This is a genomic window from Streptomyces sp. NPDC043896 (assembly GCF_056435605.1).
Genome location: NZ_JBWKEE010000014.1, coordinates 55,519 through 78,232 on the forward strand (window position 1 = coordinate 55,519; position 22,714 = coordinate 78,232).

27 protein-coding genes and 1 pseudogene are annotated in these 22,714 nt (G+C 73.5%); 17 read left to right on the top strand and 11 right to left on the bottom strand.

From position 1 onward, the window contains the following. Positions 1 to 9: 9 nt before the first annotated feature. Complete coding sequence (locus AC069X_RS21175) at positions 10 to 960, bottom strand: amidohydrolase family protein (protein WP_478730216.1); 951 nt, start codon at positions 958 to 960, stop codon at positions 10 to 12. Between the two features lie 224 nt (positions 961 to 1,184). On the opposite strand from AC069X_RS21175, the gene AC069X_RS21180 reads away from it, so the two are divergent. Both AC069X_RS21180 and AC069X_RS21185 read left to right on the top strand, forming a co-directional pair. Then, positions 1,185 to 1,568 (top strand): hypothetical protein, encoded by a 384-nt coding sequence (locus tag AC069X_RS21180; protein WP_478730218.1) that lies wholly within the window; start codon positions 1,185 to 1,187, stop codon positions 1,566 to 1,568. Positions 1,569 to 1,673: 105 nt separating this feature from the next. After that, on the top strand, positions 1,674 to 2,297 hold the full coding sequence (locus tag AC069X_RS21185) for a flavodoxin family protein (protein WP_478730220.1): 624 nt from the start codon (positions 1,674 to 1,676) through the stop codon (positions 2,295 to 2,297). 76 nt (positions 2,298 to 2,373) lie between these two features. On the opposite strand, the gene AC069X_RS21190 is transcribed toward AC069X_RS21185, so the two are convergent. Then, positions 2,374 to 2,736 carry a nuclear transport factor 2 family protein gene (locus AC069X_RS21190; RefSeq protein ID WP_478730222.1) on the bottom strand — a complete coding sequence of 121 codons (363 nt, stop codon included), beginning with the start codon at positions 2,734 to 2,736 and terminating at the stop codon, positions 2,374 to 2,376. Here AC069X_RS21190 and AC069X_RS21195 point away from each other — a divergent pair. The 6 genes from AC069X_RS21195 (at position 2,693) to AC069X_RS21220 (ending at position 6,626) form a co-directional block, all read left to right on the top strand. Then, complete coding sequence (locus AC069X_RS21195; RefSeq protein WP_478730224.1) at positions 2,693 to 2,947, top strand: LysR family transcriptional regulator; 255 nt, start codon at positions 2,693 to 2,695, stop codon at positions 2,945 to 2,947. The two genes, AC069X_RS21190 and AC069X_RS21195, sit on opposite strands and share 44 nt — an antisense overlap. Further along, positions 2,944 to 3,078: a hypothetical protein gene (locus AC069X_RS21200; RefSeq protein ID WP_478730226.1), complete on the top strand. Its 135-nt coding sequence runs from the start codon at positions 2,944 to 2,946 to the stop codon at positions 3,076 to 3,078. Before AC069X_RS21195 ends, AC069X_RS21200 begins: the two co-directional genes overlap by 4 nt. A 180-nt stretch (positions 3,079 to 3,258) precedes the next feature. After that, complete coding sequence (locus AC069X_RS21205; RefSeq protein ID WP_478730228.1) at positions 3,259 to 3,999, top strand: IclR family transcriptional regulator; 741 nt, start codon at positions 3,259 to 3,261, stop codon at positions 3,997 to 3,999. A 197-nt stretch (positions 4,000 to 4,196) separates the two neighbouring features. Next, positions 4,197 to 4,523 carry a putative quinol monooxygenase gene (locus tag AC069X_RS21210; RefSeq protein WP_478730230.1) on the top strand — a complete coding sequence of 109 codons (327 nt, stop codon included), beginning with the start codon at positions 4,197 to 4,199 and terminating at the stop codon, positions 4,521 to 4,523. Between the two features lie 77 nt (positions 4,524 to 4,600). Further along, positions 4,601 to 5,260, top strand: a complete 660-nt coding sequence (locus AC069X_RS21215) for a hypothetical protein (protein ID WP_478730232.1) — start codon at positions 4,601 to 4,603, stop codon at positions 5,258 to 5,260. 34 nt (positions 5,261 to 5,294) lie between these two features. Next, positions 5,295 to 6,626 carry an outer membrane protein assembly factor BamB family protein gene (locus AC069X_RS21220; RefSeq protein WP_478730234.1) on the top strand — a complete coding sequence of 444 codons (1,332 nt, stop codon included), beginning with the start codon at positions 5,295 to 5,297 and terminating at the stop codon, positions 6,624 to 6,626. Positions 6,627 to 6,665: 39 nt separating this feature from the next. On the opposite strand, the gene AC069X_RS21225 is transcribed toward AC069X_RS21220, so the two are convergent. Further along, a complete protein-coding gene (locus AC069X_RS21225; RefSeq protein ID WP_478730236.1) occupies positions 6,666 to 7,040 on the bottom strand; it encodes a hypothetical protein in 375 nt (124 codons plus the stop codon). 189 nt (positions 7,041 to 7,229) lie between these two features. Between AC069X_RS21225 and AC069X_RS21230 the strand changes: the two genes are divergently transcribed. The 4 genes from AC069X_RS21230 (at position 7,230) to AC069X_RS21245 (ending at position 10,694) form a co-directional block, all read left to right on the top strand. Further along, positions 7,230 to 7,595 (top strand): antibiotic biosynthesis monooxygenase family protein, encoded by a 366-nt coding sequence (locus AC069X_RS21230; protein ID WP_478730238.1) that lies wholly within the window; start codon positions 7,230 to 7,232, stop codon positions 7,593 to 7,595. A gap of 304 nt (positions 7,596 to 7,899) precedes the next feature. Further along, positions 7,900 to 8,691 (top strand): 3-oxoacyl-ACP reductase FabG, encoded by a 792-nt coding sequence (fabG, locus tag AC069X_RS21235; RefSeq protein WP_478730240.1) that lies wholly within the window; start codon positions 7,900 to 7,902, stop codon positions 8,689 to 8,691. Between the two features lie 193 nt (positions 8,692 to 8,884). Next, positions 8,885 to 9,580, top strand: coding sequence for a class I SAM-dependent methyltransferase (locus tag AC069X_RS21240; RefSeq protein ID WP_478730242.1), 696 nt, complete (start codon positions 8,885 to 8,887; stop codon positions 9,578 to 9,580). Between the two features lie 184 nt (positions 9,581 to 9,764). Next, a complete protein-coding gene (locus AC069X_RS21245; RefSeq protein ID WP_478730244.1) occupies positions 9,765 to 10,694 on the top strand; it encodes a hypothetical protein in 930 nt (309 codons plus the stop codon). Between the two features lie 155 nt (positions 10,695 to 10,849). Here AC069X_RS21245 and AC069X_RS21250 read toward each other — a convergent pair whose 3' ends face one another. Next, positions 10,850 to 11,365 carry an RICIN domain-containing protein gene (locus AC069X_RS21250; RefSeq protein ID WP_478730246.1) on the bottom strand — a complete coding sequence of 172 codons (516 nt, stop codon included), beginning with the start codon at positions 11,363 to 11,365 and terminating at the stop codon, positions 10,850 to 10,852. 204 nt (positions 11,366 to 11,569) lie between these two features. Beyond that, positions 11,570 to 12,124, bottom strand: coding sequence for a TetR/AcrR family transcriptional regulator (locus AC069X_RS21255; protein ID WP_478730248.1), 555 nt, complete (start codon positions 12,122 to 12,124; stop codon positions 11,570 to 11,572). Between the two features lie 76 nt (positions 12,125 to 12,200). Here AC069X_RS21255 and AC069X_RS21260 point away from each other — a divergent pair, with 76 nt between their 5' ends. Beyond that, positions 12,201 to 13,103 (top strand): SCO6745 family protein, encoded by a 903-nt coding sequence (locus tag AC069X_RS21260; RefSeq protein ID WP_478730250.1) that lies wholly within the window; start codon positions 12,201 to 12,203, stop codon positions 13,101 to 13,103. 220 nt (positions 13,104 to 13,323) lie between these two features. On the opposite strand, the gene AC069X_RS21265 is transcribed toward AC069X_RS21260, so the two are convergent. Continuing rightward, positions 13,324 to 13,737, bottom strand: coding sequence for a carboxymuconolactone decarboxylase family protein (locus AC069X_RS21265; RefSeq protein ID WP_478730252.1), 414 nt, complete (start codon positions 13,735 to 13,737; stop codon positions 13,324 to 13,326). A gap of 54 nt (positions 13,738 to 13,791) precedes the next feature. On the opposite strand from AC069X_RS21265, the gene AC069X_RS21270 reads away from it, so the two are divergent. Beyond that, positions 13,792 to 14,319, top strand: coding sequence for a MarR family winged helix-turn-helix transcriptional regulator (locus tag AC069X_RS21270; protein ID WP_478730254.1), 528 nt, complete (start codon positions 13,792 to 13,794; stop codon positions 14,317 to 14,319). Between the two features lie 374 nt (positions 14,320 to 14,693). After that, on the top strand, positions 14,694 to 15,299 hold the full coding sequence (locus AC069X_RS21275) for a dihydrofolate reductase family protein (protein ID WP_478730256.1): 606 nt from the start codon (positions 14,694 to 14,696) through the stop codon (positions 15,297 to 15,299). 116 nt (positions 15,300 to 15,415) lie between these two features. Here the strand turns inward: AC069X_RS21275 and AC069X_RS21280 are convergent, their stop codons facing one another. Then, complete coding sequence (locus AC069X_RS21280) at positions 15,416 to 16,288, bottom strand: helix-turn-helix transcriptional regulator (protein ID WP_478730258.1); 873 nt, start codon at positions 16,286 to 16,288, stop codon at positions 15,416 to 15,418. A gap of 324 nt (positions 16,289 to 16,612) precedes the next feature. On the opposite strand from AC069X_RS21280, the gene AC069X_RS21285 reads away from it, so the two are divergent. Both AC069X_RS21285 and AC069X_RS21290 read left to right on the top strand, forming a co-directional pair. After that, on the top strand, positions 16,613 to 18,046 hold the full coding sequence (locus AC069X_RS21285) for an MFS transporter (protein ID WP_478730260.1): 1,434 nt from the start codon (positions 16,613 to 16,615) through the stop codon (positions 18,044 to 18,046). Positions 18,047 to 18,370: 324 nt separating this feature from the next. Beyond that, positions 18,371 to 18,757, top strand: a pseudogene (locus tag AC069X_RS21290) (phosphatase PAP2 family protein); the annotation flags it as partial. A 42-nt stretch (positions 18,758 to 18,799) separates the two neighbouring features. On the opposite strand, the gene AC069X_RS21295 reads toward AC069X_RS21290, so the two are convergent. From AC069X_RS21295 to AC069X_RS21310, 4 genes are all read right to left on the bottom strand, one after another. Beyond that, positions 18,800 to 19,495: a response regulator gene (locus tag AC069X_RS21295; RefSeq protein ID WP_478730262.1), complete on the bottom strand. Its 696-nt coding sequence runs from the start codon at positions 19,493 to 19,495 to the stop codon at positions 18,800 to 18,802. Continuing rightward, positions 19,492 to 20,991: a sensor histidine kinase gene (locus AC069X_RS21300; protein ID WP_478730264.1), complete on the bottom strand. Its 1,500-nt coding sequence runs from the start codon at positions 20,989 to 20,991 to the stop codon at positions 19,492 to 19,494. The genes AC069X_RS21295 and AC069X_RS21300 overlap by 4 nt, the downstream gene beginning before the upstream one ends. 118 nt (positions 20,992 to 21,109) lie before the next feature. After that, complete coding sequence (locus AC069X_RS21305; RefSeq protein ID WP_478730266.1) at positions 21,110 to 22,087, bottom strand: DUF4344 domain-containing metallopeptidase; 978 nt, start codon at positions 22,085 to 22,087, stop codon at positions 21,110 to 21,112. Positions 22,088 to 22,193: 106 nt separating this feature from the next. Then, complete coding sequence (locus AC069X_RS21310; RefSeq protein WP_478730268.1) at positions 22,194 to 22,700, bottom strand: GNAT family N-acetyltransferase; 507 nt, start codon at positions 22,698 to 22,700, stop codon at positions 22,194 to 22,196. Positions 22,701 to 22,714 lie beyond the last annotated feature (14 nt).

The following is a 22,714-nucleotide window of genomic DNA, read 5'->3' on the forward strand; positions in this document are numbered from 1 at the left end:
GAGTGGCTGTCAGGTACCGCTCAGGCCGAGCAGACGGGCCGCGTTGGTGTCGAGGATCATCTCCGCTTCCCGCGCTGCGAGCCCCGACCCGCTGATGTAGTCCACGGCTCGCAGGAACGTCTCCCCGTCCTCGTACGGGTAGTCCGTGCCCAGGACGAGGCGTTCCGCGCCGAACGTCGCGGCGGCGGCCACCAGGGCCGGCGGGTGCACATGGCTGACCGTGTCGTACCAGAGGCGGCAGAGGGCCACCGACGGCGGTTCGGGGGTGTGGGGGGATTCGAAGGCGAGGTGGTCGTCGAGGCGCGGGGGCAGGAGCGGCAGCGCTCCGCCCAGGTGTGATGCCAGTATCCGAAGCCGGGGGTAGCGGGCGGGGATCCCGGCCAGGATCAGGTGCGTCATCGCCACCGTGTCCTCCACGGGTGCCCCGACCATCCACGTCATGCCGTGACCGGTGATCAGAGGACTGGCGGCGCCCTCCCCGGCCGGGTGCACGCAGAGGACGGCACCACGCCTGTCGAGTTCCGCGTAGAGCGGCCGGAACAGCGGGTCGGCGAGGGTACGGCCGAGTACGGTCGTGGTCACACCGACGCCGACCGCGCCGAGCTCGTCCAGGGCCCGTGCCGTCTCCTCCAGGGCGGCGTCGAGGTGCGGCAGCGGAACCGCGGCGAAGGCCCGGAAGCGCGTGGGGAAGCGGGCCACCAGCTCCGCGTACGTGTCGTTCACCGCGCGGGCGAGCGCCACCGCGTCGGACCGTCGCTCCAGGTGGGGGCACTGCGGGGCCGGCGACAGCACCTGAAGGCCGATCCCGGCCCGGTCCATCAGCGCGAAACGGTGCTCCAGGTCGGCGGCGGTGGCATCGGCGCCGATGCCCCGTTGGGTACCCGTGTCCGTCTTTCCCAGCCGTTCGAGGCGATCGAGGTACTCCGCCGTCCACAGGTGGGCATGCACGTCGACACGCAAGGACACCACCCTGTCATTGAACGCCGCCCCCGGGGCCGGTGCCAGCCGGTCGCCCGGACGCCGGTCGGCTACGGGGTTCTCCGAGTCCCCGTCCGGCGGTGGCGGGGCGGCGTAGGGTGGGTGCGCACGGATGGCGGGCCGGTGTTCGGGGGTGCGGGCCGGTGGGGCACGGAAACCGGGAATTCCCGGGTGTGTTACCCGGAGGCGGGGACGGGGACGGGGACGTGCTGGACCAGTACCTGGCGGCGTTGGCCGCCCGGTGCGGTCCGGCGGGCTTCGCGGCGGTCGTCTCCGCCGTACGCGACACCTGCGTGATGCTCGCCGAAGGCCATCCCGCGGTGCTGGCGGGCCCGGACGGGGAGGCCTTCGGGCCCGTGATGCAGCGGGAGTACCTGGCGCTCCTGGCCGTGCTGATGACGGGCCGCACCGACCTCGCGGTCATCGACGTCCCCACCCAGGCCGGCGCGCCGGGCTGGGCCGTCGTCGAACCCGACGTCGCAGCCGACCCCCAGGCCGCCGATGCCGTCCGCGACCGCGTGAGCGCCCACGAGACCGAACGCCTGAACACCCTCGAACAACTCCACACCGCCTACGGCTCCACCCCCTGACCCACCGGGTCCGCGTCCGGCCCACCGGCGCGGACCCGACGCGACCACATGTGCCGCATCCTGAGACGCCCCGGTAGAACCCGGTCGCCGGGGCAGGCGGGCGGCATGGAAGCCAACGAAACCACGCCGCTGCGCGCTGTCGCCCTCGTCTGCACCCTGTCCCCGTCCCCGAAGCCGTCGAGTTCCCAACTGCTGGCCGAGCAGACCATGGAAGCCCTCGCCGGCCACGGGGTGAGCGGCAAGGTCATCCGCATCGCCGACCACGACGTCCGGACCGGCGTGGCGATCGACATGGGCGAGGGGGACTCCTGGCCGGAGATCCGCGAGACGGTGCTGGGCACCGACATCCTGATCCTCGCCACCCCGATCTGGCTCGGGCACCCCTCCAGCGTCGCCCAGCGCGTCATGGAGCGCCTCAACGCGGAGATCGGCGAGAGCGACGAGGAAGGCAGGATGCTCACCTACGGGAAGGTCGCCGGAATCTGCGTGGTCGGCAACGAGGACGGTGCCCATCATGTGAGCGCCGAGCTGTTCCAGGGCCTCAACGACTGCGGCTTCACCCTGCCGGCCAACGCCGTCACCTACTGGGTGGGCGAGGCCATGGGGGGCACCGACTACCAGGACCTCGACAAGACCCCGGCGAAGACGGCCGCCACCACCGCCACCCTCGCGGCGAACACCGCCCACCTGGCCCGCCGCCTCACGTACGCGCCCTACCCCCCGTCCTGACCCCGCGTGCCCCGCCACCGCCCTCAGCCGGGCCGTGGCGGGGCGCACGTGTCGCGGCCACGGCCGCCGGCGAGCGTCAGACGTTCCCCTGCCCGGGGTGCCGGGGCGGCGCGCCCGTGAGCGGGGTGGAGTCGACGTATCTGACCTCGTAGACGCGCTCGCTGAACTTCCAGCCGTCGGACGTACGCTGGTAGCGGTCGTGGTAGAGGGCGTAGTTCAGGTGCGAGCCGCCGTTGCGCATCCGCCCGAACTCCTCGATGTGCACGATCCCGACCGCGGTGTCGCCGTCCAGCCGGATGGCGCCGGGGTGGGCCTGCTGCACGAAGAACTCCCACAGCCCCTGTCCCCACGCGAGCCCCGCGCGGATCTCCTCCCGGCCGGTGAACTCCTTCGCGATGTGGGGCCATCGAAGGGTGCCGTCAGGCGTCAGCCAGGCCATCGGCAGACAGGAGCGCCGGCTCGGCGTGACGCTGTTCGACCGCACGAGCCGACGCGTCGCCCTGACCCCGGTCGGCCGACGCCTGCGCGAAGACCTCCAGCAGGCCCTCGACCTCCTCCACGCGGGACTCGCCACTTCTTCCTCCAGCACTGGCTGCGCGAACAGGCGGAGGTGGACGGCGCCCCTGAATCCCTCAGCCTGCGGCTGGTGATCGTCATGAGCGTCGCCCTGGGGCTGCTGGTCACGGCGACGGCAGTGTCGATCCACAAGCCGTGGGGCAAGACCCGCCGCGGCGGCGGCCGCGGCCGCCGCCGCCCGGCGGCCAAGAGCACCCGCCGGTGACGTGCCCGCGCAGCAGCGGCACCGGCTCATCCGCCGCGGAAGGGGGATCGGGGGCGGGACATGGGCCCGGCTCGTCACGACCGTCGCACTGATGCCGACGGGGTGCCTCTTCCGGCAGGGGAGGAGGTGCCCCGTAGGCTCGTGGGGTCCGTCCTGTCGCTCATCCCGGGGGATCCCGCCATGCCGCACGCCGCCGGTCCGCAGTCAGTCGACCGTGCGCTGGAGATCCTGGACGCCGTGTCCGACGCGGCCGGGCCCGTCAGCGCCAAGGCGCTGGCCCGCCGGACGGGATGCTCGCTGTCCACCGCCTACCACCTCCTGGGCCCGCTCACCGCACGCGGTTACCTGGCCCGCACGGCGCGGGGTTACGTGCTGGGGCCGCGCATCCCCGGGCTGCACCGGAGCCTGCTGGAGCATCTGGAGCCCGCTCAGCGCATCACCGACCTGCTGGCCGGGCTGCGCCGTGCCACCGGTGCCGAGGCGTACTACACCGCCTACCAGGGCGGCCAGATCACCGTCGTCGACACGACGGCCCCGGTCACGGATTCCGGGAACCCGTTCACGCCGGGGCGCGAGACCCGGGCGCACGCCACCGCCCACGGCAAGGCGCTGCTCGCGGAACTGCCCCGGCCGGTCCGCCGCCGCTACCTCTCCGAGCACGGGATGGCCCGCCTGACCGATGCCACGATCACCAGCGCCGACCGGCTGGAGGCGGAGCTGTCGCGCGTGCGCGGGCAGGGCTTCGCGATCTCGGTCGGGGAGGCCGACCCCGCGTACACCTGCCTGGCGGTCGTCCTCCCGCAGCCGAGGGAGGACGACGCGGTGCACGCCCTCTCGGTGTCGCTGCCGAGCGGGGAGTTCCGGCGGCGCCCGAGGGAGATCCGCTCCGCGCTCGCGCGGGCCGCGGCCGGCGCTCCCTGACAGGGCCGGGCGGTACGGAGCCTCGCGGCGCGGGGCCGGGCGCACGGAGCCTCGCGGGCGGGCGGCGGGACCCGCGCGGGCCTCTCCCGTACCGGGTCTTCCCGTACCGGGTCTTCCCGTACCGGGTTTTCCGGCTCTGCCGGAATCCCGGCCCGCCGGGGGCACGGGGGCGGCGGCCGCGTGCCAGGCTGGGCCGCATGATCTTCATCGCCGTCAGGTTCGACGTCCGTCCGGAGCACAGCGACAACTGGCTCACCATCGTCGACGACTTCACCCGAGCCACCCGCAACGAGCCGGGCAACCTCTTCTACGACTGGTCGCGCAGCGTCGACGACCCGAACAAGTACACCCTCCTGGAAGCCTTCACCGACGCGGAGGCGGGCGCAGCGCACGTGGCGTCGGAGCACTTCAAGGCCGGCATGGAGACGCTGGCCGGCGCCATCGCCACGACTCCGGAGATCATCCACGTCGAGACGCCGGGCCAGGGCTGGAGCGCCATGGCGGAGCTCTCTCCCCGCGCCTGACCCCTCGTCCGTCCTCGATACTGATCACAGACCGCCACGTACACGACCGAAGTGCCGAACCGACGGGGGATTCCACGGTGGAGCTCCTGCCGGACGACCATGTGCTGGGCGGCATGCGTCCCGTCCTCGAAGCGGACGAGGCCCTCCTGGGGCATGAGCCGCAGGAGGGTTTCGCGGACCGCTGCTGGGTCCTGCACGCGGTCACGGTCGGAGGGGAACGGGCCCGTTGGGGCGACGTGCTGGCGCATGCCGGCAAGCGGCTCGAGGACTGGCAGTACACCCCCTCGTTCCGCGTCTTCGAGGGGCTGGACCTGCCCGGGAGGCGGTACGGCCCGGACCTCGGGGAGCTGGACCCCGACAGCCTGGCCCGCCTGCTCGACGTCCTTGCCCGGCACAGTCCCGAGGGGCCGCGGACGGAGTGCTACTGGGCCCAGGCGGCGATCGAGGACCTGGGCCGCCCCGTTCCGGCCCGCCGGGGCCGGCTGGAGGAGGCCCTCGCCCACCACGCCGCCCGCACACGGCCCGGCCCGGCCGCGGGGCTCAAGTTCCCCGCCCACTGGTGGCCGGTGGAGGGGGCCTGGTTCGTCCTCACCGAGTGGGACCTGAGTGCGACCGAGGTCTTCGGCCCGCCGGCCCTCATCGCCGATCTGCTCGCCGACGAGGGGCTGGACGCCGTGCGCCACCCGAGCATCGCCGAGGTCCAGGGCGGCCTCGCCCGATGGCGCGAGCGGGCGTGACGATCCCCGTCCCCGTACCCCCTAGTCTGCCCCCATGGGCACAACGGGGGGACAACAGCAGGAAGTCGGCCGCCGCCGGGTCCTGAAGCTGGCGACCGCGGTGGTGGGCGGGCTCGCCCTCACCACCTCCGCGTGCGACGTCGCCGGCGGGGCGGCGGAGGAGGCCGGGCCGCAGGTCCTCAAGCCGCTGTGGACCGTGCCCCTGCTGGACGAGGACGGCAGCGCCACGGGTTTCGACCACGCGGTGCCCGTGCACCAGGACGGCGTGCTCTACGTCAGGTCGAAGAAGGGCGGGCTGTACGCGATCGACGCGGCCACCGGGCGCGAGCGCTGGCGCGCCCCGCTGGCCGGCGCCGTCCCCGGCGCACCGGCCGTGACGTCCCGCGCGGTGTTCGTCGCCACGGACGGCGGCGCCGTGCACGCCCTGCGCACCGCCGACGGTGGGCAGATGTGGCGCCAGACCCCCGGGAGCCGCCTGAGCGACCCGGGCGCGGGGGCGGTGTGGACCAGCGGCTCCACCGCCCTGGTCAGCTTTCTGCCGTACACCCACGACGACGATCCCGCCCCGCCGCCCGCGGTGCTGTTCGCGCTCGACACGGCGAACGGCGACCTGCTGTGGCAGACCGAAGCCACGCTGCTGGAGGTGCGCGACGGCCTCGCGTACGTCAACCCGCCGGACGCGGCCCTGACCGCGCTCGACCCGCGCACCGGCGCCGTCCGCTGGTCGGCGCCGCCGGAGAAGCCCGGGGGCCGGTGCACCCTGGACGCCTCCGCCGCGGGACTGCTCTTCGGACGCAACGGCAACGTCGGCACCGGCTCGAAGCTGGTGGCGTACGACCCGCGCACCGGCGGGGTCCGCTGGACCGCACCGGCGGCGCACGCCTCGGCGGCGGTGGCGCACGGTGACGCCGTCTACATCAGCGCGCCGGGCCCGGGCAAGGGCGACGCGCAGCGGCTGCAGGCCTTCGACGCGGCGTCGGGCACGCTCCGCTGGACCGCGCCCGCCTTCTCGACCACGCTCAACGAGAGCCCCGCCATCGCCGTCGACCAGGACGGCGCGTACCTGAGCTGGAGCGAGGACAGCGGCTTCGACGACGACCGCACGACGCTGCGGGCCCATGACGTGCGCACCGGACGTGAAGTCTGGCGCGGCGAGCGCCCCGAGGCCTCCTACGCGGCGGGTACGGCTCCGGGGAACCGGCTGTTCGTCTGTTACCTGCGGGACTGGTACTGCCATGACACCCGCACCGGCAAGGCCCTCTGGCGCGTGAGCGCGGGGGAGAGCACCTCGGGTCCCCCGCCGCTCGCCGCCGGCGGACTGCTGTACTTCGCGAACGAGGCGGGCGTACGCGCCCTCCGCCCCTGATCCCTCCGGCCCGACGGGAAGGCGGGCCACCTCGCCGGATCAGGCGGTCCGCGGAGCGAGCAGTTCGGCCCGGGCCCGCGCCCAGACGGCGTCCGCGTCGAAGGTGTCGGAACTCCAGGTGGCCGACGCCAGTTCGCCCCTGCCGTGGTAGGCCCGCATGATCTCCCGGTGCGGCGGCCAGCCCACGAACCCCTGCAGCGCGGCGTGGTCGCGCCAGACGGCCACGGCCCCGCACCTGCGGCCGAGGCGCTCGGCCCACAGCCACATGCCGTGGGCCCCGTCCAGCTCCGGCCAGCCGGAGGCGAGGCGCCGGGCGGCCCGGTAGATGCCGGGCAGGTCCGTGACCCTGCGGGGCGTGAAGTCGGTGACGCTCACCAGGACGGGGCCGAGAGGGCCGCCGGCCGTTCCGGCCACCCACGAAGACCTCAGAATTTTAGTACGCATGCACTTACGATCTACGTGCGCCTATCAATTGTCAACGCCCGTCGACCCCGACACCACGCCCGCCGCCCGGGAGCACCCTTGACCTCAACAGCACTTGAGGTACCAAGATCGTGCCCAGCGGGGAACACCCGCCGCACGGACAACGGCAAGGAGCGCCTCATGAGCGGCAGCACGGCGGAGTTCGTCTCGATCATCGACTACACGGTGGAGGGCGGTGCGCAGGCCCAGGACGAACTGGTGGCGGCGTTCGCCCCGCTGCTGGAGGAGTGGGTGGCCTTCTACCCCGGATACGTGTCGGCCCGCTTCCACGTGAGCACCGACGGCACCCGGGTCTACAACGTGGTGACCTGGGAGAGCGAGGCGGACTACCGGAACTTCGTGGAGAACTCCGACACCGACGGCCGTATGGCGGCCATAGGCGCTGCGGTGGAGGGACTGACCTCGGGGAGGGCGGAGCCCAGGATGACGGGTGCGCCGACGTACCGCATGGTGCGCCAGGTGGGACCGGCGGCGCCGCGCGGGTGACGGACGACGGGGTGAGGCGTCCGGTCTCGACAGGCCCGCCCGATGCCACCCCCGCCCCGCCTCTGCCGCCGACGGCCGGGCCGAGTCCGTGCCCACGGGGTAATCCGTTCGGGTAGGCCCTCGGCGCCCCGCGGCCCGGCGGCGCCGTGCCGTTCGCGGGGCGGAGACAGGTACGCCTGCCCACCAGCGGGCGACGGCCGGCGTGCGCTCCGGCACCGGTCCGCTAGGGTGCGGCCGCGTAACCGGACCCGGCCGCGGCCGGACGGCCGCAGGACCGGCCGACGGACGAGGAAGCAGGCGAGCCATGAACTCCACCCCCTGGCAGGACCGGTCCGTCGTCGTGACGGGCGGAACACGCGGCATCGGGCGGGCGATCGCGGGCTTCTTCGCCCGCCGGGGCGCGGCGGTGCTCCTCACCGGCCGGGACGCGGCGACGGCCCGCGAGGTCGCAGCCAACCTGGCCCGGTCCACGGGCGGGCGCGTCGCGGGAACGGGCCTGGACCTGCGCGACGCCGACGCGGTCGAAGAGACGGCGGCCGAAGCGGAACGACGCCACGGACACGTCGACATCCTGTGCGCCAACGCCGGGATCTTCCCCGAGAAGCCGCTGCGCGAGATGACCGCGGCCGACGTCGACGACGTCCTGTCGGTCAATCTGCGCGGCTCGATCCTCGCCGTGCGTGCCTGCCTGCCCGCCATGGAACGCGCCGGCCGCGGCCGGGTCGTCCTCACCTCCTCGATCACCGGCCCCACCACCGGCTACAGCGGCTGGTCCCACTACGGAGCGAGCAAGGCCGGCCAGCTCGGCTTCCTGCGCGGCGCGGCCCTGGAACTGGCGCCGCTGGGCATCACCGTCAACGCCGTCCTGCCCGGCAACGTCCGCACCGAGGGCCTGGAGGAGATGGGCGAGGACTACCTGCGGAGGATGACCGCCGCCATCCCCCTGGGCCGGCTGGGGGAGACGGACGACATCGCCCGCGCCGTCGGCTTCCTCGCGTCGGACGAAGCGGCCTTCATCACCGGCCAGACCCTCACCGTCGACGGCGGCCAGACCATCCCCGAATCCCTCGACGCCCTCACCTCCGCCGCCGTGTGACCCGTCGCTCCGAAGCCGTGCGGCCGGACGGCCGCGGGGCGAGTCGTCGTGGCGGGTGACGGCGATGGACGACCGGGGGAGGCCGGGCTTCACCGGCGGGCGCCGCGGCCGGCGCCGGGGGCGTGCGCCGGGACGCATCCTCGATGACACGAAACCGCTCGCGGTCGGCAGCCGTTGACGCGATGCTGTCACGGTGCCTGCAAAGACCGCATACCACGACGAACTCGGCGACTTCTTCGCGAAGCACGCCGACACCAGCCCCTACAACGCACACACCGACAGGCCGGCGATGCTCGCACTGGCGGGGGACGTTGCCGGACTGAGGCTTCTCGATCTCGGCTGCGGGGCCGGACACTACGCGGCCGAACTCCTGGCAAAGGGTGCCGAGGTGGTCGGAGTCGACGGCAGTGCGACCTTGCTGAGGCATGCGCGGAAGCGACTGGGCAGCCGGGTCGACCTGATCACGCACGATGCCGAGAAGCCGCTGGACTTCTTCGACGACGCGTCGTTCGACGGAGTCGTGTGCGCGTTGATGCTCCACCACATCGCCGACCGGCCGCGCCTGCTCGGCGAGCTACGACGAGTCCTGCGGCCTGGTGGATGGCTGCTGGTCTCGACGACCCACCCCACGGCTGACTGGCGGAAGTTCGGCGGCTCGTACTACTGCGAAGACTGGGTCGACCTCCCAGTCGCCGGGGGATCGTTGGCAGTCCACTACCAGCGCATGCCGCTGGAAACGTTCCTGAACGAACTGCTGGCCGCCGGATTCCTGCTCGAAAAGCTCACCGAGCCCCGCCCGGCTCCGGGCCTGCGGGAAACCGACGAAGCGGCCTACGACAGGCTCCACCAGGCTCCGTGCTTCCTTGCGGTCAGGCTCCTGCGGCCCTGACCGCGTGCGATGCCGGCCTGGACGAGACGTTTCCACAACCTCCTGGGCCGCGGCGGGCGGGCTGCGGGCCGGGAGCCCACCGCCCAGGACACGGCGGCGGCGCAGCAACCGGCACCGAACGACGCGGCCCGATCGTGGACTATGCTCGCGACTCGAACACCTTCCCGCATGAGAAGAAGTACCAGTGGACGCAAGGATCACCCGGATCCAAGCCAAACTCGCCCTGCTCCCGAGCACGGAGAAGGCCGCACTCGGCCCCGTGCTCACCGAGGCGCAGGTCTCCGATTTCGAAAGCCTCCACGAGGTCCGGCTGCCAGAGGACTTCCGCCGGTTCCTCACCCGGATCGGCCACGGCGGATACGGTCCCACGTACGGGCTGCTGCCGATGGAGCGGTGGGTCGGGCAGGCCGGCACGGGGCGGCTCGCCGAACCGTTCCCGATCGTGCCCGATCAGCTCGTCCCCGCAGGCCCGGATGCTCGAAGCGAGCTCGCCGAACCGTTCCCCGGCACCATCACGGTCGTCTACCGGGGTTGCAGCGACTTCACGCTGCTCGTCGTCACAGGTCCCGGGCGCGGGCGCTTGGTCGAAGTCAACGAAGACGGCTTCTTCGCTCCCCGCTTCCACACCGACCCCGACTTCCTGTCCTGGTACGAGCGGTGGCTCGACTTCGTCCTGACCGGACACCGGAACCTCCACTGGTTCGCCGACCAGATGTCCGGCGATGAGCCTCAGCTCGCGGCCACCCTCCTGAACGACGAACGCCCGGCGAGGCGGCGAGCCGCCGCCTACACCTTCATCACCCACCCGGCCCCGAGCCCCGACCTGCCCGGAACACTGCTGGAGGCGCTGCACGCGGAGGGTCACGCCGCCGTCAGGGAAACGATCCTCCGCGCACTCGCCGCGCAGGGAGAACACGGCCGGGACCTGCTCACCACCGCACTCGCCGATCCGGTACCCGACGTCCGCTCCCTCGCGGCCATCCTGATGACGACGCGCACTCCCCAGGGGCGGACCCTGCCCGCCCGGCGACGCGAGGCCCTCGGCCGGCACCTGGCGAACGAGACGGACGACGCGGTACGCGACGCCGTTCAGCGCGCACTCGACCTGACGTGACGCCCGGCCCGGGGCCCACGACCGACGGGGAGGCCGCCGGGCCCCGGCCCGGCCGCGACCTGCACCTGGAGCATGCGGTCAGGGGTTGTGCGTACGACGTCCTCGGCTGTCGTCGCCTGTGGCGATGCGGGCGCGCTCGGGGCGCGCCGGCCCGGCTAGTACCAGCGCTGGTTTTCGCCCCAGTGGCAGTCCCACTGGGTGGCGGGGGCGCCGTTGTCGGTGCGCCAGCCGCCGATCTCCAGGCATTTGCCGCTGTTCACGTTGACCAGGGCCACCGTGTAGTCGCTCGTGGCGCGCAGCTGCCACAGCTGGTTGGCCCCGCCGTGGCAGTCCCACTGGTCGATGGTCGCGCCGTTGGCGGTGGACCAGCCCTTGACCTCCAGGCACTTGCCGCTCTGGGCGTTGTAGATGAGCCGGGCGTTTCCGTAGGTGGCCCCGAACCATTGCTGGTTGGCCCCGCCGTGGCAGTCCCACTGGTTGACCCCGGCGCCGTTGGCGGTGGACCAGCCGCTCACCTCCAGGCACAGCCTGCTGTTGAGGTTGAGCACCAGGTCCCACTTGGACAGGTCCACGGCGGCAGCGGGGGAGGCGGGCAGGGTGACTGAGATGAGCACGGCGCCGACGGCCGCGCCCAGGGCGCGGCGGACGGACTTGACGATGTTCAGGCGCACGAAGAATTCCCCCCATAGGGCCGGTCACGGCCCGCACGAAATCGAGGCCGACCATACTTGATCTTGAGGCTGCCACCAAGGTGTCTCATGCCTCGGTCGTTGCCGACCGGCAGGTACGGCCGCAGCCGCTTCATGTCGGCTCCGAGCGGGAGAAAGAGACCGTCCGCAAGAGCGAGGGCGGCCCCCACTCACAGGGCGCGGGGGCTACGGAGCGAAGAGCAGGCCCGTCAGGGAGCGGAAGTACTCCTCGGGCTCCCGGTCGCCCACTGCCGCGTCGACGTTCCCGGTGAGGAGCAGGGTCGCGAAGCCGTGGGCGAGGGACCAGGCGGCGATGCCCGCCGTGCGGGCGTCGGGGACGTCCGGCAGGCCCGCGACGCCCGCGCGCAGTTCGGCGGAGGCCCGTTCCCTGGCTGCGAGGAGTTCCGGATCGTCGGTGCGGAGCAGGTCCGGCTGGAACATCACCTGGAAGTGGGCGGGGTGTTCCGTCGCGAAGCGTACGTAGCGCACGCCGCGTTCACGTAGCTCGGGCGTACCGGCGAGGGCGGCGGCCAGCCGGTCGTACCCCTCCGTGGCGATCGCCGTCAGGAGCCCCGTGCGGTCCTTGAAGTGGTGGGCGGGGGCGGCATGGGAGACGCCGGCGCGGCGGGCGAGGTCGCGCAGGCTGAGCGCCCCGGGGCCCTCGGCGGCGATCACGTCGAGGGCGGCGGCGAGGACGGACTGCCGCAGGTCACCGTGGTGGTAGGGCTTCCGGCTCGTCATGGCAGCAGCTTAGCGGATATCTAGTCATTGACAAGTTTGCTGACCGGCGTGCAATCTTGTCAGTGACAAGTCGTGGATGAGTGAGTCGATCACGAGGGAGACCGCCGTGGAATCCGGACGCGTACGTCAGATGTGGCACCTGCTCGAACCCCTGCACGCCCTGCTCTACTACGCCCCCGAGGCCTTCGACGAAGCCGCCGCCCTCGGCTACGACACCGCCGAGCGCTGGCCCTCCTACTTCGCCTGGCGCTCCGCCCCCCTGGGCGCTCCCGGCCCGGCCGGGGTCGCCTCGGCCTTCTACAGCTTCAGCCCCGGCATGGTCGCCCGGTACGTGCCCGGCGGGACGCCGTCCGTGCCCCCCGCCGACGTCCTTGCCGCACGCCTGCGCGCCGTCGACCGTACCTACCGGGCCGTCCTCGGCGAGGACACCGTCAAGGGTCCCGAGCTCGCCGAGGCCGCCGCCCTCGCCCGCCGTGCCGCCGAGGCCGCCGGGACGGCGGGGCGCCCCCTCGCCGCCGCCAACGCCGCCCTGCCCTGGCCCGAGGCCCCGCACCTCGTCCTCTGGCAGGCCGCGACGGTCCTGCGCGAGCACCGCGGCGACGGTCACCTCGCCGCGCTCCTGATCGCCGGGCTCGACCCGGTCGAGGCGCTCGTCTCCTTCGCGGCGGTCGGCGCCGCTCCCGAGCCGGTCTTCGAGAGCCGCGGCTGGTCCGCCGCCGAATGGTCCGCGGCCCGCGCCCGGCTCGCGGCCCGCGGCCTCGTCGCAGCGGGCGGCGCGCCCGTGGAGGTCACCGACGCGGGCCGCGAGCTGCGCGCCGAGGTCGAGCGGCGTACGGACGAACTCGCCGCGGCCCCCTGGGACGCCCTCGGCCCGGACGGCACCGCACGCCTCGCCGAACTGCTCGGAGGCCCCTGGCTGTCCGCGATCGGCTCCGGTCTGCTCCCCGGCGAGAACACCCTCGGCATCGGCAAGGTGTGACGCCGTCCCCTGGCGTCCCGAAGGCGGGATGCGCTGCTCGGGCCTGGCCGGCCGCAGGGCGCCACGGCCCCGCGCGACCGGCCGGCCAGGCCTGCACCGGGCCCGTGGCACCGGGCCCGTGGCGGCGGGCCCGTGGCGGCCGGGGCCTGCGGGGCCTGCGGGGCCCTGGCCGTTCACGGTGACGGTCGGGCTCATGGGTTCTTGTTCCTGCGCGTTGTTCCTACGCGGCGCCGGTCAGCCGGTTGGCGAAGGTCGAGACGGTGTACGTGCCGATGCCCAGGACGACCTCCAGGGCGTTGCGGCGCGTGTAGCCGTAGGCCTGGAAAGCCGCCAGCTCCTCCTCGCTCACCGCGCCCGCGGAGGCCAGGACCTGGAGGGTGAACCGGCGGATGGCGTCGAGGCGTTCGGGATCCGGCGCCGGGCCGAGGGTTGCGAGCTTGGCCTCGTGCATGTCGACGCACAGGTGGCACTGGTTGCGCGCGGCGACGGTGAGGATGACCGTCTCGCGGGAGTGCGCGTCCAGAGTCGTGGACTCGAACATCTCGCTGAGCTTGAGGAAGCCGTCCAGGGTCTGCGGGGACTCCCGGAGCAGGGCGACGGCGCGGGCGGTGCGGGCGGGCAGGTCGGTGGCCATGAAGACTCCCGGGAGACGGGTGCGGAGGGGTGGGGGCAGGCTAGTATCGACAACATGGTTGACCGTGTTGACGAGGTAAAAGTAAACCAGGTTGTCGATCGGGGCAATGGGTCTGGTGATACGCCCGGCTACGAGCTGCCCCTGCTCCTCTTCGGCGGCTTCCGCACCCTCATCGACCGACTGCACGCCCGGCTCGCCGAAGAGGGCCACCCCGGCCTGCGCCCCGCCTACGGCTTCGCGATGCAGGCCATCGGCGCCGACGGCGCGACCGCGAGCGACATCGGACGGCGCCTCGGGGTGTCCAAACAGGCCGCCGGCAAGACGGTCGACCGGCTGCTCGCCCTGGGCTACGTGGAGCGCACCGACGATCCCGGGGACGCGCGGCGCAAACTCGTCCGGCTCACCCCGCACGGCCGCGCCGCCCTCGCCCGCTCGGCCGCCGTGTTCGACGACCTGCGCGCCGAGTGGACCGAGGTGCTGGGCGCGGAGCGCATGCGGGAGATCGAGGTCGCGCTGCGGAGCGTCGTCCCCGCGGAGACCGCGTTCCGCCTCGACGCCACCAGCTGGCTGGGCGGCGCCTGACACCCCACCGGGATCGGCCGCCGGGGGACGCCACGCCTCGGGCGCCGCAGCACCTCCCCGTGCTCGGCCTGCCCGCGACGGTCAGCCTGTACGTGTGGGAGCGCCGGGCCGGAGTCCGGCCCCGGCCCCCGTGCCACCCCACGAACCAGCGGGCGGGCAGCGGGCGGGCAGCTGCGCCGCTCGGCGTCGCCATCAGGCCGGTCCCGGGCATCGAGACGTCCATCGGCAAGTCGGCTGGCCCCCGAGCGTCGCACGTGGCCGGGCTGACCGTGACGGTGGGCCCGGGCCGCTTCCCCGTTCCTCCACAGCGCGGCCGATGAGTTTTCGGCTTCCGGCCGGTCCAAGCTGGTGACACCTGAGGAAAGGACACCGTCATGTCGGAGCTTCTCGTCGACTTCATCACCTCCCTCGACGGCCACGCGTCGGGCGAGGGCTGGCCCGGGTTCTGGGGCCTCGAAGGACCGGAGTACCTCGCGTGGCTCGGCGAGCAGCCCGAGGTCACCTACCTGATGGGAGCGAACACCTACCGCCTGATGTCGGGCTTCGCCGCAGGCGAGGTCCCGTCCGGGCAGGACGAGTTCCGGCCCGAGGAGGAGGCGTCCGTCGACGAGCTCACTCAAGCGCCCAAGGTGGTGTTCTCCTCCTCGCTCAAGGAGCCGCTGACGTGGGCCAACTCCACGCTCGTCCGCGACGACGCCGTCGAGGCCGTCCGCGCCATGAAGGCGAGTGGCCCGGGCGTCCTCAGCACGATCGGCAGCCTCAGCCTGTGCCGGTCCCTCCTCCGGGCCGGACTCGTCGACCGCTTCCGGGTCGTGATGTTCCCGGTGATCACCGGGGCCACGGGCGCGGAACGCATCTACGACGGCTACCCCGACGTCGCCCTCGAGATGACCGGGCACCGCACCTTCGACGGCCGCATCCAGCTGGTCGAGTACAAGCCCCGCGTACTCGACCACCCGCCCCTCCACGTGCCCGCGTGACGTAGCGCCCGCTCGCCGGCCGGGCAGCCGCCGGGCCGGCGCCGACGGGCGCGGTGCCGATGACGGGCCGGCGGCCCCCGGGCCGCTGCCGCCGCTCCGCGCCCGCACACAGGTCGTCAGGGGCGGGACCGACCACCCGGCCCCGGGCTCCCGGAGGTCTGCGGGACCAGCGTCCGCAGGGCGTCGGCGGAGGCGGGGTCGTTCGGGGTGTAGAACTCCAGGCGGTGGTCGGGGCTGTCGGGTTGGAGCCAGACCTGGTAGGTGACGCTGAGGGCGCCGGCGGTCGGGTGGCGGAGGTGCATGGCGGCGGTGGTGCAGTCACGGACGTCGCCCGCGGCCCACAGTCCGGCGAACGCGTCGCTGCCCATCGTGATCTCGCCGAGCAGAGCGGCGAGCCGCGCGTCGGTGGGGTAGCGGCCCGCGGTGAGCCGCAGGTAGCCGACGTGGATCTCGGCCAGCTCGGACCAGTTGCGGTAGAAGTCGCGTGCGAGCGGGTCCAGGAAGAACTCCCGGGGGACGGACGGCCGGCGGTCCGGGTCCTGCGGGGCATCGAAGGCGAAGCCGTGGCCCAGCAGGGCGTGCCCGGCGCGGTTCCAGTCCAGGATGTCCCCGCGACGGCCGAGGAGTACCGCGGGCGTGGCCTGGTCCAGGGAGGCGAGGAGGGCCAGGACGCGTTCGTGCGGCGTCTCGGCCGGGGGCTCGCTCAGGCCGGAACGGCCGGACTGCCGGGTGAGGTTGTGCAGGTGGGCGCTCTCCACCTGATCCAGGCGCAGTACCCGCGCCAGCGCGTCCAGCACCTGTCCGGAGGCGGACCCGGCCAGCCCCTGCTCCAGGCGCGTGTAGTAGCCGGCGCTGACCCCGGCGAGCTGGGCGAGCTCCTCGCGCCGGAGCCCGGGAACGCGGCGCGAGGTGCCGTAGGTGTGCAGTCCGATCTCGGCGGGCGTGATCCGGTCCCGACGGCTCTTCAGAAACGCTCCCAGGCTTTCCATGCCCTCGACAGTAGGCCGTGGACGGTGCCGGGTGGAGCGCCGAGGGTGTACCTGCCGGGTGTACCCACGGGGGTGGGATGGCTGCGAGGCGCGCCTGCGCCGAGCGTGGTGGCCATGAGGAAGACACAGCCCCATACACAACCCCAGCCCCAGCCCCATACACAGCCCCATACACAGCCACAGCCACAGCCACAGCCACAGCCACACCCCCATCCCCAGACCCGGGAACGGCGGAAGCGCACGCGTCCGATCCTCGCCGGGCGGTCGGAACTCCGGTCCTGGCTCGGCCTCCTGGCGGTTCTCGGGCCGGTCCTCCTGGTCTCCATGGACGGATCGGTCCTCTTCCTGGCGATGCCGCGGATCTCCCAGGACCTGTCCCCGACCGCCGACCAGGCCCTGTGGATCCTGGACGGCTACGGCTTCGCCGTCGGCTCCCTGCTGATCGCCTTCGGCAGCATCGGCGACCGGTACGGACGCCTGCGGCTGCTGACCCTCGGCACGGCCGTCTTCGGGCTGGCCTCCGCCGCTGCGGCGTTCGCCCCGACGCCCGGACTGCTGATCGCGTGCCGGGTGCTGATGGGCATCGCCGGTGCCACCCTGCTGCCCTCGGCACTGGCCGTACTCAGTGAGCTCTTCCCCGAGCCGCGTCGCCGGGCGCGGGCCATCGGGATCTTCGCGGCCGCGTTCGCCGCCGGTTTCGCGGTCGGTCCGGTCGTCGGTGGGCTGCTGCTGGAGCGGTTCTGGTGGGGCTCGGTGTTCCTGGTGAACCTGCCGGTCATCGTCCTCTTCCTGGTCTTCGCGCCGGTGCTGCTCGGCGAGGTCCGCGCTGCCCGCCCCGGACGGATCGACGCGCTCAGCGTGGTCACCTCCGCGGCCGGGCTGCTGTCCACCGTCTACGGCCTGAAGCACCTGGCTGCCGAGGGGATCGCCGCCCTGCCGGTCGGAGCGATGGCCGGCGGTGCCGCTCTGCTCGTCTGGTTCGCGGCCCGACAGCGCCGGCTCGACCACCCGCTGATCGACTTCTCGCTCTTCCGGGACCGCGTCTTCACCATCGCGATCATCACCGGGCTGCTTCCGCTCGCGGCCTGGTCGGCAGCCGCCTATCTGAGCGGGAGCTACCTGCAGTCGGTCCTCGGCCTGGACGTGCTGCACGCCGCCCTGCTGGCGCTCCCCGGGGCAGCGGTCCTCACCGTCACCTCCGTCGTCGTCCCCGGCGTCGTCGACCGCGTCGGCAGGCGGGCGGTACTGATCACCGGCCATTTCGCCATCGCCGCCGGCCTGCTGGCGCTGCTCGCGGTCACCGCCACCGGCGGCATCGGCTGGTACGTCCTGTCCACCGCCGTCGCCGGGATCGGCTACGGCATCTCGTTCGCGGTGGTCGCCGACACCGCGGTCGGAGCGGTCCCCGCGGAACGGGCCGGAGCGGCCGGCGCCATCGCCGAGACCAGTAACGAGATCGGCAACGCCCTGGGCATCGCGCTCCTCGGCTCGCTCGCCGCGTTCGTCCTCCGCCTGAACGGCCCCGGCCTGGCCCCCACCCTCGACGAAACCCTCCGGCTCCCGGGCCTCGGCGCGGCGACGGCCGCGGACGCCAAGGCGGCCTTCGTGACCGGCCTGCACGTCGTCGCGATCACCGCCGGCGCACTGCACGCCGCCCTCGGCGCCGCAGCCCTGCGCTGGCTCCCGAAACGGCAGCCGGGCGGTACGCCGCCGGCACCAGCCGGTCCCGTCCCTTCAGCCTGCGTCGGTCAACCCTGACGATCGTCGGGGTACCGGGCTGCCGTTCGGCCAGGGCATCCGGCCTGCGGTGTTCCTACCGTCGCAGGCATGGAATCGATCAAGCGGTACGGGTGGGGCCGGCGACTGCCGGCGGCGGTCGCGTCGGCCGGGGCGGGGGCAGCGTCCGTGGTGTGGCTGGCACCGGACGGCGCAGTGGACACGAACGGACCGGTGCACGTCACGGCGGGCCTCTCGGCGAGGGCCTACCGGGCGCTGACCGGGAGCGTGGCGGACGGGCCGGCGTGGGCCGGCACCGCCCTGGAAGCCGCGAGCGAGAGCACTTTGCTGTTCCTGGGCCTGCTGATGGCCTGGGTCGGATGGAGCGCCCTTCGCCGCCGTGACGCGCCCGGCCTGGCCGGGGTGGCCGTGGCCGCCGCCGGGACCGTCGTCGCCTACGGGCTCAGCGAGGCGATCAAACTCCTCGTCGACGAGGAACGGCCGTGCCGGGCCCTGCCAGGGGTCTCGGCCCTCGCGGCGTGCCCCGAGCCGGGCGACTGGTCGTTCACCAGCAACCACGCCACCCTGGCGGTCGCGTTGGCAGTCGGCGCGACCCTGATACGCCCCCGGCTCGCGGTCCTGGTGCTGCCGGTGGCCGGGGCGGCCGCCCTGTTGCGGGTGCTGGTCGGGGTGCACTACCCGCACGACGTCCTGGCCGGCGCGGCGCTCGGCGCGACGGCCGTGGTGACCGTGTGGCTCCTCGTACTGCCGATCGCCGTCGCCGTACGGCCGGTGTCAGCCTTCCTCGTACCCCGGCCGGCCGGACGGCACCGGGACCACGCCGGCCTCGTGCGCGACCACGGCCGCCGCAGCCCGGTTGTCGACCCCGAGACGCGCGAGGATCGAGCTGACGTGGGCCTTCACCGTCCCCTCCGCCAGCCGCAGACGGCGCGCGATCTGCCCGTTGGAGAACCCGCTGCCGAGGAACCCGAGCACGTCCCGCTCCCGGGCCGTGAGCGCCTCGACGCGCGCGCGGGCCGCGGCGCGACGGCCGGCCTGGGCGCCCGCACCGCCGGCGGCGAGGTGCGCGACGACCCTGGCCGCGACCTTCGGTGACAGATAGGCGGCGCCGTCGGCGACCGCCCGGACACCGGCGATCAGCTCTTCCGGCTCACCGGACTTGATCAGGAAGCCGGCGGCCCCCTCACTCAGGGCGCGCAGGATGTACTCGTCCTCGCCGAACGTCGTCAGCATCACGATCCCCGTCTCGGGGACGGTCCTCCGTATTTCGGCGGCGGCTTCCATACCGCCGGTCCCCGGCATCCGGATGTCGAGGACGGCCACCTGCGGGCGGTGGCGCTGGACCAGCTCCACCGCCCGGTGGCCGTCGGCCGCCTCGGCGACGACGCTGATGCCGGGATCGGTGGCGAGGACCGCGCGGACACCTGCGCGGATCATGGGTTCGTCGTCGGCGATCAGGATCCGGATCATCGGACGTCCTTCCCGGTGTACTCGTCGGTGGAGACCAGGCGGCCGGCCCGGAAGCAGAGACGGTAGACGTCCCCCGAGTGGTCGTCGAAGGGGTCGCCGGTCCGTACGTAGAACTCGCAGGCCGCATCGTGGGGTGGGGGCGTGGGCGCCGCCGGGCGGCGGGTCGTCTGGCGCTCGGGCAGGTACGGCGCCACCTCCGCGCGGGGCTGGCCGATGTGCAGCAGGGCGTAGTCCTCGGGGGCGAGTACCGACTGCCGTGCCGTCACGGTGTCCCACACCCGCACCCCGCCGATGAGCAACGCGGAGGTGCACAGCGGCACCAGGACGGCCGCGGCGGCGGTACGGCCCAGCCGCCGACGGGCACTGCGGTGCTCGGGAGGCAGTACGTCACCTGCATCACCGGACTCGGCGCGGCGCGGCGGGGGCACGGCCCCGGGACGGTGCGGGAGCCTGGCCCGGACGGCGAACCCGCCGCCCTCGGGGCCCGATGTGAACGTGCCGCCGGCCAGTCGGACGCGTTCATCCAGGCCGATGAGCCCGAAGCGGTGGCCCTCGCCGGCTGCGGCGGCCCGCGACCCGGGTGCGGGACGGGCGGCGTGGTCATGGTGGGCCGCAGACGCGGCGGACACCGGCTCGTTCGTCACACTGACCTCGGTCCGTCCATCCACGTACCGGACGACGACGGTCGCCCGGTGCCCGGGCGCGTGCTTGGCAACGTTCGTCAGCGCCTCCTGGACGACGCGCTGCACGGCCCGCTCGACGACCGGCAGGGCGTCACCGGCCGCCGCTTCGCCTTCCACACGCAGCCGGACGTCAAGCCCCGCCGCGGCCGCCCGGTCCACCAGGCGTTCGAGTTCGGTGAGCCCGGCGCCGGGCTCGGACCCGGCAGCCGGATCCGACGGCTCGCGCAGGACGCCGATCACCTCGCCGAGCCGGTCCACGGCGGCTCCCGCCCTGGCGCGGATGTCCCGTGCGGTCGCCCGGTGGTCCTCGGACAGGCCGGGCGCCAGCTTCAGTGCCCCCGCGGACAGGGCGATGAGGCTGAGGTCGTGGCCGAGGAGGTCGTGCATGTCCTGCGCGATCCGGGTCCGCTCGCGCAACCGGGCCTGTTCGGCGACCAGATGCTGTTCCCGCTCCAGCCGCGCGGCCCGCTCCCACCCGGCGCGCACCAGTTCGCGGTACTGGCGCAGGAACCGGCCCGCGAACCACGGCAGCATCGCCGCCACGAGCAACAGCCCCACGAACCGGCTCGCCCAGCCCAGCCACGCCGGCACCAGGAGCACGGCCACGACAGCGGCCGCGAGCACTCCGGCCAAGGCGGCCCCCGTGCTCCGGTTCCGCCCGGGCTGCCGGCCCGCGAGGAAGGCGCAGACCGCCGCCGGTATGCCCCACCACAGGGTGGCGACACCTGTGCCAACGCCCGCCACCGCCCCGATGAAGAGGCCTGCGGACAGTACCGGTGCCCGCACCTGGGCCTTGATGATCACGGTTTTCACGAACGCGACCCTACGGAACTCCGCGCCCCCGCGGCACTGCCGAAAGTCCACTACCGCAGGCCCGGGATCCCCACGTCTGTGGTCCGGGAGATCCACCCGGGCCGGGTGGAGGCACTGGTCACTGGCTGGTGCGGAGCTCGTCGAGCTGCTTCTCGAAGGCCTTCGTCTCCGCGATCAGCCGCGCGTGCGCCCTCCGCTGCTCCTCGTCCCCCCGCGCCTTGTACGCCCCGGCGAAGTGCGGCCGGAGCTGGGTCCACCAGCCGTAGTCCAGCATCGCCCACGCCTGCGGGCACAGCGGGGCGCGGGTCTTCGGGAGGTAGCCGTCGTCCACCAGGGGCCGGTGGTACTTCCCCGGGTCGCTGCCCTCCAGGTAGCAGAGGAAGTTGAAGACCCGCTGCTGGGTGACGGGGTGGTCGCTCGCCAGGTTCTCCAGGGTCAGCCGGCCCTCCTTGCGGGCGATCTCGTCGAAGAGCATCGCGGCCGCCAGCGACGGCCCCGGGCCGACCTCGTTGACGGTGTAGAAGGACGCGAACCCGTCGGCCGCGTCCTCTTCGAGGCCGAGGTTGGCCAGCGGGAACTGCCGCTGCAGGGCGTGGCCCATCTCGTGGCCGAAGATGAACTCGGTCGTCAGCACGGTCAGGTCGCCCGTGTTGTACGCGGACGCCGGGAACGGGGAGGGCCGTTCGACCGTCTTCACGATCCCGGCGGAGGTCTCCTGGAGCTCGGTCAGGAACGAGGGCGGGATGAAGATCGTCCCGCCGTCCGGCTGGGTGACGGCGTCGGTGACGCCGGGCGGCACGGCGGCGGTGACCTTCACGACCAGGTCGTGCGGGAGGGCGAGCGCCCCGTTCACCCAGTCGGCCAGCCGCTCCAGCACCCGGGAGTCCCGTACCAGCGCGACGGCCTTCCGGTCCTGCGGTGCGACCGTCCGGTCCTCGTAGACGACGGTGACCCTGCCGGTCTTCGCCGCGGCTCCGGGGCCCCGCGCGGTGCCGAGGTCCTCGCCCCCGCATCCGGCGGCGGCGATCCCGGCGAGGAGCAGTACGCCCGCCAGGGCGCCGCGCGCCCCGTACGCACGACCAGTGGTGTTCGGCATCCTGCTCGGCTCCCGTCGCGTACCCCGGCCCCCATCCTCCGGCCGGCCGCGGGCGCCTGCCCGCCGGGCGGCCCGTCCGGGGGACGCTCCCACGGGCGCCGGGACGTCACAGGTCCCGGCGCATGCAGGCCCTCGGCCACCGGTCCAGGCCGTGCGCCGCTTCGCGCTCGCGGATCCGCCGCAGACCCGGAGTGAGGCCCTCGTCGTCCATCAGGCGGAAGCCGCAGCGCGCGTAGTAGGGGGCGTTCCACGGCACCCCGGTGAACGTGGTGAGCGTCAGGGCGGGCACCCCCTCGCTCGCGGCACGCTCCGCCAGATGCTCCAGCAGCAGCCGGCCCACTCCCCGGCGCGAGCTGTGCGGGTGCACCGACACCTGCTCGACGTGCAGGTTGCCGTCGACCCGGTCGGCGATCAGGTAGGCCGCCGGCAGGTCGGCGGCGTCGGCCGCGACCCAGGCCAGCCCGGCGCGGTGGTAGCGGGCGAGCTCACCGAGGGGGAGCGGTTCGTCGTCGGCGATCTCCGGCATGCCGATGTCCCGGAAACACTGCCCGGCGGCCCTCTCGACGTCCTGGAGGAGCGGCAGCTCGTCCGGGCGTACGGCTCTGATGCGCATGCCCGCATTCTCCC

Coding starts and splice junctions, on each gene's coding strand:
- AC069X_RS21185 (WP_478730220.1), top strand. CDS start 1,674: ATGGAAGCCAACGAAACCACGCCGCTGCGCGCTGTCGCCCTCGTCTGC.
- AC069X_RS21195 (WP_478730224.1), top strand. CDS start 2,693: ATGTGGGGCCATCGAAGGGTGCCGTCAGGCGTCAGCCAGGCCATCGGC.
- AC069X_RS21190 (WP_478730222.1), bottom strand. CDS start 2,736: ATGGCCTGGCTGACGCCTGACGGCACCCTTCGATGGCCCCACATCGCG.
- AC069X_RS21205 (WP_478730228.1), top strand. CDS start 3,259: ATGCCGCACGCCGCCGGTCCGCAGTCAGTCGACCGTGCGCTGGAGATC.
- AC069X_RS21210 (WP_478730230.1), top strand. CDS start 4,197: ATGATCTTCATCGCCGTCAGGTTCGACGTCCGTCCGGAGCACAGCGAC.
- AC069X_RS21220 (WP_478730234.1), top strand. CDS start 5,295: ATGGGCACAACGGGGGGACAACAGCAGGAAGTCGGCCGCCGCCGGGTC.
- AC069X_RS21230 (WP_478730238.1), top strand. CDS start 7,230: ATGAGCGGCAGCACGGCGGAGTTCGTCTCGATCATCGACTACACGGTG.
- fabG (WP_478730240.1), top strand. CDS start 7,900: ATGAACTCCACCCCCTGGCAGGACCGGTCCGTCGTCGTGACGGGCGGA.
- AC069X_RS21255 (WP_478730248.1), bottom strand. CDS start 12,124: ATGACGAGCCGGAAGCCCTACCACCACGGTGACCTGCGGCAGTCCGTC.
- AC069X_RS21260 (WP_478730250.1), top strand. CDS start 12,201: ATGAGTGAGTCGATCACGAGGGAGACCGCCGTGGAATCCGGACGCGTA.
- AC069X_RS21265 (WP_478730252.1), bottom strand. CDS start 13,737: ATGGCCACCGACCTGCCCGCCCGCACCGCCCGCGCCGTCGCCCTGCTC.
- AC069X_RS21270 (WP_478730254.1), top strand. CDS start 13,792: ATGGTTGACCGTGTTGACGAGGTAAAAGTAAACCAGGTTGTCGATCGG.
- AC069X_RS21275 (WP_478730256.1), top strand. CDS start 14,694: ATGTCGGAGCTTCTCGTCGACTTCATCACCTCCCTCGACGGCCACGCG.
- AC069X_RS21280 (WP_478730258.1), bottom strand. CDS start 16,288: ATGGAAAGCCTGGGAGCGTTTCTGAAGAGCCGTCGGGACCGGATCACG.
- AC069X_RS21285 (WP_478730260.1), top strand. CDS start 16,613: ATGGACGGATCGGTCCTCTTCCTGGCGATGCCGCGGATCTCCCAGGAC.
- AC069X_RS21295 (WP_478730262.1), bottom strand. CDS start 19,495: ATGATCCGGATCCTGATCGCCGACGACGAACCCATGATCCGCGCAGGT.
- AC069X_RS21305 (WP_478730266.1), bottom strand. CDS start 22,087: ATGCCGAACACCACTGGTCGTGCGTACGGGGCGCGCGGCGCCCTGGCG.
- AC069X_RS21310 (WP_478730268.1), bottom strand. CDS start 22,700: ATGCGCATCAGAGCCGTACGCCCGGACGAGCTGCCGCTCCTCCAGGAC.